Below are 14,613 nucleotides of genomic sequence, written 5' to 3'. Positions count from 1 at the left end.
GAAATGCCTCATTAAACTAGCCGCACAGACCAGAATCGATTTCATGATCAACCTCTCGCACCCGGAGATATCGCGATTCAGTTTCGACCACGGCAACAGTTAACTCGGACAGCGCCTTGGCAAAACTTACAGCGTTCTAGCCCGCCAAGCGGCCAGCACAAACAAAGCGCTCAACACCGCCAGCAGCGGTAACCAGCCGGCGTGCTCCCAGACATAACCCGCTGCATAGCCGACCAGGCTGGAGCCCAGATAGTAGGCGCACAGATACAACGCCGACGCCTGCGCCTTGGCACCCGCAGAGCGCAACCCAACCTGCCCGCTGGCCACCGCATGGGCGGCAAAAAAACCCAGGGTGAACAACGCCAACCCCACGACCACGACACTCAACCAGGGCGCGGCACACAGCGCTACACCGAGCAGCATGATGCCGATGGCGCTCTGCATCACCTGACGCGCGCCAAAGCGTGGCACCAGCCGCCCGGCCCACCCGGCACTCAAGATCCCCACCAGATACACGCTGAACAACAGGCCGATGACCGTCGACGACAGGTTGAACGGCGCCGCTGCCAGGCGAAACCCGACATAGTTGAACAGCGCGACGAAGCCGCCCATCAACAGAAAAGCCAGCCAGAACAACCCCCGCAGCGCGGGACTGCGCAGGTGCATGGCGAAGTTGCCCAGCAGGCCGCGCAGTGACAGCGGTTGCGCGCGGAAGTGGCGCGATGGTGGTAACAGCCAGACAAACAGGCCCAGGGCCAGCAGGCCCAACCCGGCGACGCCGCCCAGCGCCCAGGGCCAGCCGCCGAGGTCACTGAGCAGGCCGGCGAGCAAGCGGCCGAGCAGACCGCCCAAGGCCGTGCCACCGATATACAGGCCCATGGCGGCCGGCAATGCGGCGGGGTCGAACTCTTCGCCGACATAGGCCATGGCCAGCGCCGGCAACCCGCTCAGGGCCAGGCCGAGCAAGGCGCGCAACAGCAACAGGTAATCCCAGCTCTCGACCAGCGTGCAGGCGATGCCCAGCACACTGGCCAGGCCCAGCGCCGCGACCATCACCGGCTTGCGCCCCCAGCTCTCGGCCAGCGCCCCAGACACCAGCAGGCACAGCGCCAGGCTCAGGGTGGTCAGGGACAAGGCCAGACTGCTGGCGGCGGCCGACACCGAGAAATGCGCCGCCAGCAAGGGCAATAATGGCTGCACGCAATAGAGCAAGGCGAAGGTGGCAAATCCGGCGCAGAACAGTGCCAGGGTGGCCCGTCGATAGGCGGCAGTACCGCGCTGCAGGTGCGCAGTGACTTCGGGGTTAGACATCGCAAAGACTCGCAAAACCGGCCCAGGTGGCCCGCCGGGCAAGCCTACCACGCGAATCAGCTAGCGCGGTTACGCCCCAGCCAGGGACTCGCTGGCGGTAAGAAAAGCTGTGCGATCAGCGGATAGGCGTGTCGGATCGCTGCCGGCCTCAGCTGGCTGACTCACCGCCAATAGGTGCCCAGGATATGGCAGTATTCGTGCGCTGCTATACGCGCTAGATCGCCGCTGGTACAAGGAAGAAACCGCTTGGAAACCTCAGTCTTTCTCGCCGTCATGGCCGCCGCCGCCTTGCATGCCAGCTGGAACGCCCTGTTGAAGATCGGCCTCGACCGTTTTCTCAGCGCCGCTCTGATGCAGATGGCCGCCGGCGCCGTGGCCCTCTGCACCTTGCCCTTCGTGGCCTTTCCCGCTGCCGAAGCCTGGCCCTGGATAGCGCTCTCGGCGCTGCTGCATATCGGCTACAACACCTTTCTTTCGCGTGCCTACCAGTACGGTGACCTGGGCCAGGTCTATCCGATTTCACGCGGTAGCTCGCCGCTGATGGTCGCCCTGCTGTCGGTGCTGCTGCTATCCGACAGCCTGCCCAAGGGCCAATGGCTCGGCCTGCTGACACTGGTCGCGGGCATCTGGCTGATGGCCCTGCGCAGTGGCCACCGGGCCGCCCCGTTCAACGCACCGCTGCTGTTCAGCGCACTGATGACGGCGACCTTTATCGCCGGCTATACCCTTTCCGATGCCGTTGGCGCGCGGGCCAACGGCGACGCCCTCTCCTACTCGATGTGGCTGTTCAGTATGAGCGGGCTGGTGATGGGCAGCGTGCTGGTCGCAGGGCGCGGCACGCGCGTCTTGCGTCAACTCGGCCCGCACTGGCGCAACGGTTTGCTCGGCGGCGGCTTGTCGCTGGCGGCCTACAGTATCGTCATCTGGGCCATGACTCAGGCCCCGGTGGCGCTGGTCTCGGCCTTGCGCGAGTCCAGCGTGTTGTTCGCCCTGTTGATCGGCAACCTGCTACTCAAGGAAGCGCTGCCGCCAATTCGGCTGATCGCCTGCGGCATGATCCTCGCCGGTATGCTGCTGATGAAGCTGGCCTGATGATCGACCAAAAAGAATCCCGCAGGCTGCGTGGTCAGCAGCATTGCGGGACTTAGCGCGCCACTCAAGCCACTCCACTCCAGAGCGCTCTTGCGGCGACCGTGCGCCAGTGGATCTAGCCTTCCTGCTGACCGCTACTGGCTAATCATCTTCGGCCAGTGGTTTGACGCTGACCGAAAAACTCCGCACGCGTCCCTGCTCCTCGATCTGGTGGACACCGATACCCGTGACCATGCCCGTCCCGCCAGCCGCGAACATGCCATCCTCGGCCTTGATCTTGAAGTCACGGTCGGACTCGCAATCACAGTCCTCGGCTCCGACAAACGGACCGGGGTTGAAGGTGCCATCGTTGTGGAAATGGGCAAACCCCGGGTGCTCGTCCGCGACGAACTCGTTTTCGTCATCGTCGAGTTTATCGGTGTTATCGAAGGCTCGGCCCCTGATGCCGCGCAACAGCTGGAAGTTGTTGTTGAGGGTCAGGTTCCAGGTGATACGCAGACCGAAGCTGTCTTCGGCGGCCGCGACTTCCTGAACGAAGCCGATGTCGATGGGCTTGGCATTGGCGATGTTCAACGTCAGGCTGAGGGTGCCTTTGTTGCGGCCCGTTCCGGCATTGCCGGTAAATACGCAGTTGCTCACCTGGGCGTCATCGAAGGTGAGTACCCAGCCGGTATCGCGACTGTTGTCAGCCAACTCACAGACACCCGCACTTGCCGGGCCTGCATACAGCCCCGCACCGGCAATGCTGATTGCCACTGGCACCGAGTAGATTTTTAACCAATGAGTAAACATGGTTTACCTCCTTTTCGAGAACGGAGAACGACGTTCACATCGTTCCTCATTGCAACGCCCCAGCGTTTGCGCTCGCTCCCTCCTCCCTAAACAGCTCCTAGCAATGCTCACTCCTCTGCTCGTTGGCTTGGCGCAGTTGGCGCTATACATCTGCCCTTAGCCGATGGCTAGCGCCCACAACAGTATGGTGGCGATGCGAGCTGCCCGCTGTGCATCTATTGCAGAACACTGTGCGTTTTATTTGAAGGGGGAGCGCGTGCAGGGGTTCAAGCGATATTGGGAAGGTGTGACACCGATTCGCTGGTGAAACAGCCGAGTGAAGTGGGAGGCGTTACGAAAACCGACGGCGCAGGCCACCTCGAAGATAGTGGCATGCGGATTGATCAGCATCTCCAGGGAGCGCTTCAGCCGGTATTGACAGAGGTATTCGCGAAAGGTCAGGCCGTAAGCATGCTTAAAGCGACGACTGAACTCGTAGATGCTCATGTGACAGCAGCGGGCGACATCCTGCAGCCGCAACACCTCCCCGTAGTGACGTTGCACATAGGACAGCGCGGCTTGAGTCGGCCGTTCGGCAGAGACCTGAGCACCAACCCGGGCCTCCAAGGGAATGAGCGGTGCGGGCATGGCGATTTCTCGCGCAGATGTCTGGGTCGATGGCAACACCGCCGCCAATGACTGGATTCGCGCTCTAAGTTCCTCGACCGATACCGGTTTTACCAGAAAGTCCCACACCCGCGCACGAAACGCCCACACGGCTAAGGCTTCCGAGTGATGGAGGGTAAGCATCAGGATAGGCAGATGAGGGTAAGCCTGCTTGGTCGCGCGCAGTGCCTTCAGGGCGGGCAGATTTGGGTAGTCGTATTCAAAACATGACAACAGCGGCGCTGTCTGCTCGATACACGCAGATATGCTCGCCATCTCTACGACGTGCTGGAGACTGAATTGCGCAACCAACTCACCCACGGGGCTGGGTTCGAGGGTGTTGCTGCGCAGGTCCGCCCAAACGAGGCACGGCAAACGGGTCATTTCGCCTCCCGTCTTACTTATTGGTTATTGCAAGGGGCGCGAAAAACGATGCTAACACAGGACGTACCGGCCCGCGTCCAGGCCCAGACCTGTAACGCTTGCGAGGCTGCTGGCATACTCAGGCAGGAGCCCTGCATTGCAAACCCGCAAAAAAAAACGGGAGCCCAATCGGGCTCCCGTACTCAATCTAGAGAAAACGTCAGAACCGGCTCACACAGGCCCCGACAACAACCTCACCTGCGTCCCCGAAGGAGCGCAGGGGCCAGTCTGGCAAAATCCTGCCCGACTATCCGTGTCGCTTTGTTGCCGCTGTGCAAAGAAATGTAACCGCCTACGCGACTGGCCGGCACGGGCGGCGCACGGCAGAATGCGCGGATGACCGACCTCTACCTGCCCCCCTGCTGCCCAGCCCTGAACGATCATTGGCCGTTGCCGCAGCCGCTCACCGGCGTGCAGCTGGTCAGCGCCTGCTTCGATCCCACTCAACTGGACAGCGAGGATTTCAGCCGCTGCGCCATCCCACCGGTACCCGGCGTGGCCAAACGGCAGAGCGAATACCTCGCCGGCCGCCTGTGCGCGCGCGCGGCGTTGCGCCGTTTGACCGGCGTGGCAGACGTGCCGGCGGTCGGCAGCGACCGCGCGCCGCAATGGCCGAGCGGCCTGGTCGGCTCGATCACCCACGGCCGCGGTTGGGCCGCCGCCGTGGTCGCTAGGTGCAGCGATTGGCGCGGCCTGGGCCTGGATGTCGAGCAGCCGCTGCCCGCCAGCCGCGCCGAGCGCCTGGCGGCTGAAATTCTCACCCCGAATGAACTGCTCAGGTTGCAGGCGTTGCCCGTCGAGCAGCGCGCCTGGCGGGTCAGCCTGACCTTCTCGCTCAAGGAAAGCCTGTTCAAGGCGCTCTACCCCCTGGTGTTGCGGCGCTTCTATTTCCAGGACGCCGAACTGCTGAGCCACGCTGAAGACGGCAGCGCACGCCTGCGCCTGCTGATTGACCTGACTGGCGACTGGGCGGCGGGCTGCGAGCTGGACGGCCAGGTCGCCGCAGTCGACGGGCATCTGCTGAGCCTGGTCAGCATTCCCGCGTAACCCGCTCGGTCTCCCCGCCCCTATACACCGGGCAAATCCGATAAACTCCGCGCATTGCTGCCAGGAGTGCCCCATGCGCGACGAACTGAACCAAGGCCTGATTGACTTCCTCAAGGCCTCACCCACCCCCTTCCATGCCACCGCCAGCCTGGCCCAACGCCTGGAAGCGGCCGGTTATCAGCGCCTGGATGAGCGCGCGCCCTGGCACACCGAAGCCGGCGGCCGCTATTACGTCACCCGCAACGACTCGGCGATCATCGCCTTCCAACTGGGCAAGCGCCCGCCCATCGAAGCCGGCATCCGCCTGGTCGGTGCGCACACCGACAGCCCCTGCCTGCGCGTCAAGCCGCAGCCGGAACTGCAACGTCAGGACTTTTTCCAGCTCGGCGTGGAAGTCTACGGCGGCGCCCTGCTCGCGCCCTGGTTCGACCGCGACCTGTCGCTGGCCGGACGCGTGACCTTTCGCCGGGACGGCAAGGTTGAAAGCCAGCTGATCGACTTCCAGAACCCGATCGCGGTGATCCCCAACCTGGCCATTCACCTCAACCGCGAAGCCAACCAGGGCTGGGCGATCAACCCGCAGAACGAGCTGCCGCCGATTCTGGCCCAGCTCGCTGGCGCGGAGAAAGCCGACTTCCGCGCCCTGCTGGCCAATCAGCTAGCTCAGGAGCACGGCCTGAACGCCGATGCGGTGCTCGACTACGAACTGAGTTTCTACGACACCCAGTCTGCTGCCGTGATCGGCCTGAGTAACGACTTCATCGCCGGGGCGCGCCTGGATAACCTGCTGTCCTGCTATGCCGGGCTGCAAGCACTGCTCGCCGCACCCGACGCACAAAGCTGCGTGCTGGTGTGCAACGACCATGAGGAAGTCGGCTCCAGCTCGGCCTGTGGCGCCGACGGGCCGATGCTCGAACAGGTGCTGCGGCGCGTGCTACCCGAGGGCGATGACTTCGTCCGCTGCATCCAGCACTCGCTGCTGGTGTCCGCCGACAACGCCCACGCCGTGCACCCCAACTACGCCGACAAGCACGACGAAAACCACGGACCGAAGCTCAACGCCGGCCCGGTGATCAAGATCAACAGCAACCAGCGCTACGCCACCAACAGCGAAAGCGCCGGTTTCTTCCGCCACCTGTGCCTGGAGAATGAAGTACCGGTGCAGAGCTTCGTGGTGCGCAGCGACATGGCCTGTGGCTCGACCATTGGCCCGATCACCGCCAGCCAACTCGGTGTGCGTACCGTCGACATCGGCCTGCCGACCTTCGCCATGCACTCGATCCGAGAACTGGCCGGCAGCCACGACCTGGAGCATCTGGTCAAGGTGCTGACGGCGTTCTACGCCAGCCCCGAGCTGCCATAGACAGGGCGAGAGGCGCTTTCAAGGTTGCTGGGTTACGCCGCTGCGCGGCTAACCCAGGCCAGACAACTGCAGCCCTCTCCCCTTAGCCACATTCCAATGTGGCGAGCGACTACTCCGGTACTTCGACGCTCACATGCAGCGCATCGTGACGCCAGAACTCCAGGTCGCAGTCGATCAGCCGCCCATGCTGATCGCGGTTAACCCGCACGATACGCAGCGCCGGGCTGCCCGCCGCCACCTTCAGGGCTGCCGCCGCTTCCGTGTGCAGGGCGGTCGGCACCATGTCGAAGCGCACCCGGCCATAGTGAATGCCGTACTCGCTGGCATACAGATCGGTCAGCGAACGGGTCAGGTCAAAATCCAGCACGCCGGGAAAATACGCCGGGTTGAGGTAATGCTCGACATACAACACCAGGCGCCCATCGATGCGCCGTGCACGGCGGATCTGGTACACGCTGGACAGCCCCGGCAAGTCCAATAGCTGGCAGATTTCCGTTGTAGCCGGCATCAGCCGCGCACTCAACACTTCGGTTGCCGGCACCCGCCCCTGCTCCGCCACCATCGCATGGAAATGCGTGCGCACCAGCGGGTTGTAGGCCACCCGCGCCGGCGAGACGAACCAGCCGCGGCGCTCTTCGCGATAGATCAAGCCCTGGGCCTCCAGCTGGCTGAGCGCCTCGCGCAGGGTAATCCGGGTGGTAGCGAACACTTCGCTGAGCTTGCGCTCGGCCGGCAGCTGGCTACCGGAGGCCAGCAGGCCATGCTCTATCTGCTCTTCCAGGGCTCGGCAAATGGCAGTTACCGCTCGTGGCGCTGCATCGCGCATCGACATTCCTCTACTGGACTAGTCCAAACCCGTTCATTACCGAACGGGCGCGGCTCATGCCGCAGTTCGTTGCAATCTTAAGCAGCCTAGATGACTGGTAGATGACAAGACACCTCGTCGAGCAATGAACCCCCCGTCCGAGGCGCTGTCAGCCCAGTCAACAACACCCGTATAAGCATGGTCTACGCTAGATGTGCGTCCGCCTGTCACGGCTCTAAAAGCAGCACCAGGTGAGTGACGACATAAAAATGTCATCTGTAACGCCTAGATTGACCGGGTTCTTACTGATCTAGACCAACACCTTCTCAATGCAAAGGAGTTTCGAATGAAACAGTTGCTGCTGGCTTCACTACTGGGCTCGACCATCGCTCTGGCGACTTCGGCCATGGCCAACGAGACCGACCTCAAAGCGCTGGAGCAGGCCGCCAGGGCCGAAGGCGCAGTGAATAGCGTGGGCATGCCGGACAGTTGGGCTAACTGGAAGGACACCTGGGTCGATCTGGCCAAGTTGTACAACCTCAAGCACATGGACACCGACATGAGCTCGGCGCAGGAAATCGCCAAGTTCGCCGCCGAGAAAGACAACGCCAGCGCCGATATCGGCGACGTCGGCGCGGCATTCGGGCCGATTGCCGTGCAGCAAGGCGTGACCCAGCCCTACAAGCCAAGCACCTGGGCGCAGATTCCAGACTGGGCCAAGGATCAGGACGGCCATTGGATGCTCGCCTACACCGGCTCCATTGCCTTCATCGTCAACAAGCAGCTGGTCAAGGATGTGCCGCATAGCTGGGCCGACCTGAAAACCGGCAGCTACAAGGTTGCCGCCGGCGACGTCAGCACCGCAGCGCAAGCGGTGAATGGCGTGCTCGCCGCGTCCATCGCCATGGGTGGCAACGAAAGCAACATCAAGCCCGGCCTGGAGCTGTTCGGTGATTTGGCCAAGCAAGGCCGCCTGTCGCTGGCCAACCCGACCATCCAGACCCTGGAAAAAGGTGAAGTGGAAGTCGGTGTGGTGTGGGACTTCAACGGTCTGAGCTACCGCGACCAGATCGACCCCAGCCGCTTCGAAGTGCTGATCCCGTCCGACGGCTCGGTGATCTCCGGCTACAGCACCATCATCAACAAGTTTGCCAAGAACCCCAACGCCGCCAAACTGGCCCGCGAGTACATTCTCAGCGATGCCGGGCAGATCAACCTGGCCAAAGGCAATGCCCGGCCGATCCGCGCCGAGCACCTGACCCTGCCGGCCGAGGTGCAAGCCAAGCTGCTGCCGCAGGAACAGTACGCCAAGGTTCAGCCGATCAAGGACGCTGCTGCCTGGGAAGCCACCTCCAAGGCACTGCCGCGTATGTGGCAGGAGCACGTCATCATCCATATGCAATAACGCCGGCACGCCGGAGCAGCCGGATGCCGTACGGGAGACTTGATAAGCCTACCCGGATTGCATCCGGGCTACGGAGCAGGGACACCGCATTGCAGGCGTACCCGGAACCGTTGCTTGATACCTGAGTTTGGGGATAACCACGCCTATGAAACACAACGTCATCCTGGTGGTACTCGATGGTCTGAGTTACCAGGTGGCCCAGCACGCACTGGGGCACTTGCAGGCTTACTGCAACGCCGGACGCGCCGCCCTGTACAAGCTCGACTGCGAGCTGCCGGCGCTGTCTCGTCCGCTCTACGAATGCATCCTCACCGGTGTCACCCCGATCGACAGTGGCATCGTGCACAACGATGTGGTGCGCCTGTCCAATCAGCGCAGCATCTTTCACTACGCCCGCGACGCCGGCCTGAAGACCGCCGCGGCGGCCTATCACTGGGTCAGCGAGTTGTATAACCGCGCGCCCTTCCAGGCCGCCCGTGACCGCCACACCGCCGATGAAACGCTGCCTATCCAGTACGGCCACTTCTATTACGCCGACCACTACCCGGATTCGCACCTGTTCGCCGATGCTGACAGCCTGCGCCAGCAACAGGCCCCGGATTTCCTCCTGGTGCACCCGATGAATATCGACGACGCCGGCCACAAGTTCGGCCTCGACAGCCCGCAATACCGCAACAGCGCGCGCATGGCTGACGTGCTGCTGGCCGAATACATCCAGACCTGGCTGGATGCCGGCTACCAGATTCTGGTCACCGCCGACCACGGCATGAACGCTGACCGCTCGCACAATGGCTTGCTGCCTGAAGAGCGCGAAGTGCCGCTGCTGGTACTCGGCAGCGCCTTCAGCCTGGATCCCCAGGCCCAGCCCAAACAGACCGAACTGTGCGGCACGGTGTGCGAACTGCTCGGTGTGGCCCACGACAAACCCGTCTGCCGGGAGCTGCTGAAGTGAGCGCCGGACTGGAACCAAACTCACCCACGCAGACTCTGCCAACCTCAACTGCGCCCGCTCTGGATCGCGCTGCCGGCGTCCCTGCTCAGGGCTTGCTGCAACGTCTGCGCAGCACATTTCGCGGCAAATGGCTGGCGCTGCTGTGTCTGCTGCCTTTCGCCCTGTTCTTCGCGGTCTTCCAGATCGCCCCGCTGGTGTGGGTGGCGACTAACAGCCTGAACGCCGCCGACGGCTGGGGGCTGGGCAACTTTACGGAAGTGTTCGGCTCGCCGTTCTACCGCCAGGCGATCAAGCACAGCCTGCAGATCAGTTTCTGGTCGAGCCTGCTCGGTATCATCATCGCCGTGCTCGGCAGCTACTCGCTGCGCCAGGTCGACTCCAAGCTGCGCGATTTCGTCATGGCCTTCTCCAACATGACCAGCAACTTCTCCGGGGTGCCGCTGGCGTTCGCCTTCATCATCCTGCTCGGCTTCAACGGTGCGCTGACCATCCTGCTCAAGCAGATGGGCATCATCGAAGACTTCAACCTCTACTCGAAAACCGGGCTGATCATCCTCTACACCTACTTCCAGATTCCCCTAGGCGTGTTGCTGCTGTATCCCGCGTTCGATGCCCTGCGCAGCGACTGGCGCGAGTCGGCGGCGCTGCTCGGCGCCAGCAACTGGCAGTTCTGGCGGCATATCGGCCTGCCAGTGCTGACCCCGGCACTGCTCGGCACCTTCGTAATTCTGCTGGCCAACGCCCTGGGCGCCTACGCCACGGTCTACGCACTGACCACCGGCAACTTCAACGTGCTGCCGATCCGCATCGCCTCGCTGGTCGCCGGCGACATCTTCCTCGACCCGAATATGGCCAGTGCCCTGGCGATGGTCCTGGTCGGGCTGATGACCCTGGTCACCGTGGTGCATCAATGGATACTGCGCAGGAGCTACCATGTCACGCGCTGAACTCTCCGCCGCCGGCCTCTATCACCGGCTGATGGTCTACACCCTGTTCTTCATTCTGCTGCTGCCCTTGCTCGGCACCCTGCTCTACTCGCTGTCCACCGACTGGTCGGCGACCATTCTGCCGAGCGGCATGACCTTCAAGTGGTACGTCGAGCTGTGGGGCGACCCGCGCTTTCTCGCTGCCTTCGGCCATTCGCTGCTGATCTGCGTCGGCGCCCTGCTACTGTCGGCCGTGCTGATCCTGCCGCTGCTGTTCGTCGTGCATTACCACTTCCCCAGGCTCGACGGACTGATGAACATCCTCATCCTGCTGCCGTTCGCCGTGCCGCCGGTGGTCTCCTCGGTCGGCCTGTTACAGCTGTATTCCTCCGGCCCGCTGGCCATGACCGGCACCCCGTGGATTCTGATCGGCTGCTACTTCACCGTGGCGCTGCCGTTCATGTACCGGGCGATCACCAACAACCTGCAGGCGATCAACCTGCCCGACCTGATGGACGCCGCCCACATGCTCGGCGCCAGCACCTGGAAGGCGGCGTTTCTGGTGGTGCTGCCAAACCTGCGCAAGGGCCTGATGGTTTCGCTGTTCCTCTCGTTCAGCTTCCTGTTCGGCGAGTTCGTGTTCGCCAACCTGCTGGTCGGCACCCGCTACGAAACCCTGCAGGTGTACCTGAACAACATGCGTAACAGCAGTGGTCACTTCACCAGCGCCCTGGTGATCTCCTATTTCCTCTTCGTATTGATCCTGACCTGGGCCGCGAACCACCTGAACAAGGACAAGTCATGAGTTTTCTTGCCATCCAAGGCCTGCACAAAAGCTTCGGTTCCACGCAGATTTTCAGCGACATCAACTGCGAGATCGCCCAGGGCGAATTCGTCACCCTGCTCGGCCCGTCCGGCTGCGGCAAGTCCACCCTGCTGCGCTGCATCGCCGGGCTGACCCCGGTGAACAGCGGGCAGATCCTCCTCGATGGCGAGGACCTGGTGCCGGTCGCGCCGCAGAAACGCGGCATCGGCATGGTGTTCCAGAGCTATGCACTGTTCCCCAACATGACCGTGCAGCAGAACGTCGCCTTTGGCCTGCGTATGCAAAAAGTCGCCGCCGAGGAAAGCCGCCAGCGGGTCAAGGAAGTACTGGCGCTGGTCGAGCTGAACGAGTTCGCCGAGCGCTACCCGCAGCAACTCTCCGGCGGCCAATGTCAGCGTGTGGCCCTGGCCCGCTCGCTGGTCACCCGCCCGCGCCTGCTGCTGCTGGATGAGCCGCTGTCGGCGCTGGACGCGCGGATTCGCAAGCACCTGCGCGAACAGATCAGGCAGATCCAGCAGGAACTGGGTCTGACCACCATCTTCGTCACCCATGATCAGGAAGAAGCGCTGGTGCTGTCCGACCGCATCTTCCTGATGAACGCCGGGCAGATTGTCCAGAGCGGCGATGCGGAAACCCTCTACACCGCACCGGTGGACGCCTTCGCCGCCGGCTTTATCGGCAACTACAACCTGCTCGACGCCGAGGCCGCCAGCCGTCTGCTCGGTCGACCGATCGGCAGCCGCATCGCCATCCGCCCAGAAGCTATCGCTTTTGCCGAACTGGGCGGCATCGAGGCGCATATCCGCAGCCACAGCCTGCTCGGCAACGTCATCCGTTACCGTGTCGAGGCGCGCGGCGTCGAACTGCTGGTCGATGTACTCAATCGCTCGGCCGCCGATCTGCACACCAAGGGCCAGCGCATCGGGCTTAATATAGAGGCCAACGCAATCTGTGAGGTGGCGTGATGGCCCTGGCAATTTTTGATCTGGACGACACCCTGATCGACGGCGACTGCGCCAGCCTGTGGAGCCAGGAAATGGCCCGACTCGGCTGGGTCGACGGCGACAGTTTTCTACAACGCGACCGTGAACTGATGGCGCTCTACGCCGCAGGCAAACTGGCCATGGAGGACTATATGACCTTCAGTCTCTCGCCCCTGGTCGGGCGCAGCGCGGAAGAAGTCGCACACGTGGTCGAGCCCTTCGTCGAAAACATCATCGAACCGCTGATCCACAGCGACGCCTGCACCTGCCTGGCGCAACATCGCGCCATCGGCAACCGGGTACTGATCATCTCCGCCTCAGGAGTGCACCTGGTCGCGCCGATCGCCCAGCGTCTCGGCGTCGAACACGTATTGGCGATCGAGTTGGAACAACAGCACGGCGGCTACAGCGGTCGCACCCAGGGGGTGCTGACCTACCGCGAAGGTAAAGTCAGCCGCCTGCTGGAGTGGCTGCAACAGCACAACGAAAGCCTGGACGGCGCCTACTTCTACTCCGACTCGCGCAATGACCTGCCGCTGCTGCAAAAAGTCAGCAAACCCCACGCCGTCAACCCTGACAACGTGCTGCGCGAGCATGCCGAACAAGCCGGCTGGCCGATCCTGCACTGGCGCTGAACCACGATTAGCCTGCCACCCTACTTACAAGGCCCACCTCGGTGGGCCTTGTCGTTTCAGTGGACAGCAACGGCGCAATCCAATAGCGGCGGCCCAAACCGGCAAAAGGACATGCCCGGATTGGTGCATATAATCCAAAGCCCCCCATCTCCCCGTTTAACCGCTGACTAGAGCGGGACTGCCGGGAGGGCAAGGGCGCACGCGCAGCAGAGCGAGCACGTGTTATTACACCAATTGGTGTCTATAACCTTGTTATGCAGCCGAATCGAAAAAGGGCGAACTTGCGATGAAACCCCAGAGACAATTGGCGCTAATTCAGGCTATGTCCGCACTTATATGCGCGGTGTTTTTCGTGCCGGCGGTATCCGCGGTTGAGTTGACGCGTGACGCTTATGTGGCAGCGAGTAATCGCATGGGTGTGGTGCTTCTGGGCGTGAGCTGGGGCCGAGCATGGGGTTACTGCGGATTCGAGAACGTACAGCTCCAAGGCATCGCGTTCGACCGTATGCCCGTTCATAAAGTAGGTGACGAACCGCCCGCCGATCTGATCCTTGAAGGGCCAATGCTCGTGGCAAAGCCTGTATCGGTGGACTACGCGTTACTTCTTGAACCGGGTGAGTACGCGCTCAGCTCGTTCCGCATCAAGGCTGCAAAATCGCTGAGCGACGTTGGCGTTTTTCGGGCCGGTCGCACGAAGCTCATCGAGGGCGGAAAGCCCGTGGCCGGCAGCTTCAAAGTTGGGGCCAATGAGATCATCTACATAGGGCACTTTGCGCCGGACTGCCCTAAAACGGGACACCCGACTATTTGGCGCTACTACCTGAAGGATTCCGCAGCATTCAATGACTACTTAGCTAAGGTGAAGGATAGATTTTCGTTCCTAAACGTAGAAACCGCGCAGTACCGGTTGTTGCAGACAACAACGATTGGGCAAGACCACCAACTGCAATGAGCGCAACATCCAAATCGCAGCTGAAAAAGTCGGCGTGATTCACTTTTGATCGCTACAACCCATTAGCTGTTGCCACAGCCTGCTGGCTTGGCCATTTTCTTTGCGAGCTTCTCTACCCACTCATGCAAGCCATTATTGAACATCCATGACGGAGCGGTTCCAAGTGAGTATCACGATCGTGGAATCTCGAAATCACTGTTTTCAAAAGCCGAAGAAATCGCACGGCGCGTAGGCTGCTGCAAACTGACGCTTGGAGCCCTCCTGGGTAACCTAATAGCGCAGTCTGCTTAACAATGCATGCGGCTACCCGGGCTATGAGCTCAACCTCGAATGGGTAGCGCCATGTCCTGGCAAAAGAGTCTGTCATCTGACGACGCATGACATGAGCAAGGGCAGCTGTATTGTCCCGATAGGACACATCTGCCCTTGCTGCGGATAGTTTCAGCCGCCGTGGCC

At 62.1% G+C, this 14,613-nt stretch carries 15 protein-coding genes; 11 read left to right on the top strand and 4 right to left on the bottom strand.

The annotated features are described in order from the left end of the window. Positions 1–126 precede the first annotated feature (126 nt). Complete coding sequence (locus tag TMS3_RS20545) at positions 127–1,311, bottom strand: MFS transporter (RefSeq protein ID WP_025167172.1); 1,185 nt, start codon at positions 1,309–1,311, stop codon at positions 127–129. A 246-nt stretch (positions 1,312–1,557) separates the two neighbouring features. On the opposite strand from TMS3_RS20545, the gene TMS3_RS20540 reads away from it, so the two are divergent. Continuing rightward, positions 1,558–2,403 carry a DMT family transporter gene (locus TMS3_RS20540; protein WP_025167171.1) on the top strand — a complete coding sequence of 282 codons (846 nt, stop codon included), beginning with the start codon at positions 1,558–1,560 and terminating at the stop codon, positions 2,401–2,403. A 141-nt stretch (positions 2,404–2,544) separates the two neighbouring features. Here the strand turns inward: TMS3_RS20540 and TMS3_RS20535 are convergent, their stop codons facing one another. Both TMS3_RS20535 and TMS3_RS20530 read right to left on the bottom strand, forming a co-directional pair. Next, the gene (locus TMS3_RS20535) at positions 2,545–3,195 is read right to left on the bottom strand and encodes a hypothetical protein (RefSeq protein WP_025167170.1); all 651 of its coding nucleotides are present in this window, start codon (positions 3,193–3,195) and stop codon (positions 2,545–2,547) included. Between the two features lie 237 nt (positions 3,196–3,432). Beyond that, a complete protein-coding gene (locus TMS3_RS20530) occupies positions 3,433–4,224 on the bottom strand; it encodes a response regulator transcription factor (RefSeq protein ID WP_025167169.1) in 792 nt (263 codons plus the stop codon). A gap of 375 nt (positions 4,225–4,599) precedes the next feature. On the opposite strand from TMS3_RS20530, the gene TMS3_RS20525 reads away from it, so the two are divergent. After that, positions 4,600–5,310, top strand: a complete 711-nt coding sequence (locus TMS3_RS20525; RefSeq protein WP_025167168.1) for a 4'-phosphopantetheinyl transferase family protein — start codon at positions 4,600–4,602, stop codon at positions 5,308–5,310. A gap of 73 nt (positions 5,311–5,383) precedes the next feature. Continuing rightward, complete coding sequence (locus TMS3_RS20520) at positions 5,384–6,673, top strand: M18 family aminopeptidase (protein ID WP_025167167.1); 1,290 nt, start codon at positions 5,384–5,386, stop codon at positions 6,671–6,673. Between the two features lie 109 nt (positions 6,674–6,782). On the opposite strand, the gene TMS3_RS20515 is transcribed toward TMS3_RS20520, so the two are convergent. Beyond that, the gene (locus TMS3_RS20515; RefSeq protein WP_025167166.1) at positions 6,783–7,499 is read right to left on the bottom strand and encodes a UTRA domain-containing protein; all 717 of its coding nucleotides are present in this window, start codon (positions 7,497–7,499) and stop codon (positions 6,783–6,785) included. Positions 7,500–7,824: 325 nt separating this feature from the next. Here TMS3_RS20515 and TMS3_RS20510 point away from each other — a divergent pair, with 325 nt between their 5' ends. The 8 genes from TMS3_RS20510 to TMS3_RS26105 all read left to right on the top strand — a co-directional run bounded on the left by TMS3_RS20510 (position 7,825) and on the right by TMS3_RS26105 (position 14,448). Beyond that, positions 7,825–8,883 carry an ABC transporter substrate-binding protein gene (locus TMS3_RS20510; RefSeq protein ID WP_025167165.1) on the top strand — a complete coding sequence of 353 codons (1,059 nt, stop codon included), beginning with the start codon at positions 7,825–7,827 and terminating at the stop codon, positions 8,881–8,883. Positions 8,884–9,028: 145 nt separating this feature from the next. After that, positions 9,029–9,835: an alkaline phosphatase family protein gene (locus tag TMS3_RS20505; RefSeq protein ID WP_025167164.1), complete on the top strand. Its 807-nt coding sequence runs from the start codon at positions 9,029–9,031 to the stop codon at positions 9,833–9,835. 104 nt (positions 9,836–9,939) lie between these two features. Beyond that, complete coding sequence (locus TMS3_RS20500; protein WP_025167163.1) at positions 9,940–10,782, top strand: ABC transporter permease; 843 nt, start codon at positions 9,940–9,942, stop codon at positions 10,780–10,782. Beyond that, positions 10,769–11,566: an ABC transporter permease gene (locus TMS3_RS20495; RefSeq protein ID WP_025167162.1), complete on the top strand. Its 798-nt coding sequence runs from the start codon at positions 10,769–10,771 to the stop codon at positions 11,564–11,566. Before TMS3_RS20500 ends, TMS3_RS20495 begins: the two co-directional genes overlap by 14 nt. Continuing rightward, a complete protein-coding gene (locus tag TMS3_RS20490) occupies positions 11,563–12,552 on the top strand; it encodes an ABC transporter ATP-binding protein (RefSeq protein ID WP_025167161.1) in 990 nt (329 codons plus the stop codon). Before TMS3_RS20495 ends, TMS3_RS20490 begins: the two co-directional genes overlap by 4 nt. Next, complete coding sequence (locus TMS3_RS20485; RefSeq protein ID WP_025167160.1) at positions 12,552–13,205, top strand: HAD family hydrolase; 654 nt, start codon at positions 12,552–12,554, stop codon at positions 13,203–13,205. Before TMS3_RS20490 ends, TMS3_RS20485 begins: the two co-directional genes overlap by 1 nt. Before the next feature lie 286 nt (positions 13,206–13,491). Then, positions 13,492–14,157: a hypothetical protein gene (locus TMS3_RS20480; protein WP_025167159.1), complete on the top strand. Its 666-nt coding sequence runs from the start codon at positions 13,492–13,494 to the stop codon at positions 14,155–14,157. Positions 14,158–14,226: 69 nt separating this feature from the next. Next, positions 14,227–14,448: a GNAT family N-acetyltransferase gene (locus TMS3_RS26105; RefSeq protein WP_407691632.1), complete on the top strand. Its 222-nt coding sequence runs from the start codon at positions 14,227–14,229 to the stop codon at positions 14,446–14,448. Positions 14,449–14,613 lie beyond the last annotated feature (165 nt).

The organism is Pseudomonas taeanensis MS-3 (assembly GCF_000498575.2).
Classification (GTDB): Bacteria; Pseudomonadota; Gammaproteobacteria; order Pseudomonadales; family Pseudomonadaceae; genus Aquipseudomonas; species Aquipseudomonas taeanensis.
Note: the sequence above shows the minus strand (reverse complement) of the source record. Positions and strands in the feature narration are given on the sequence as shown.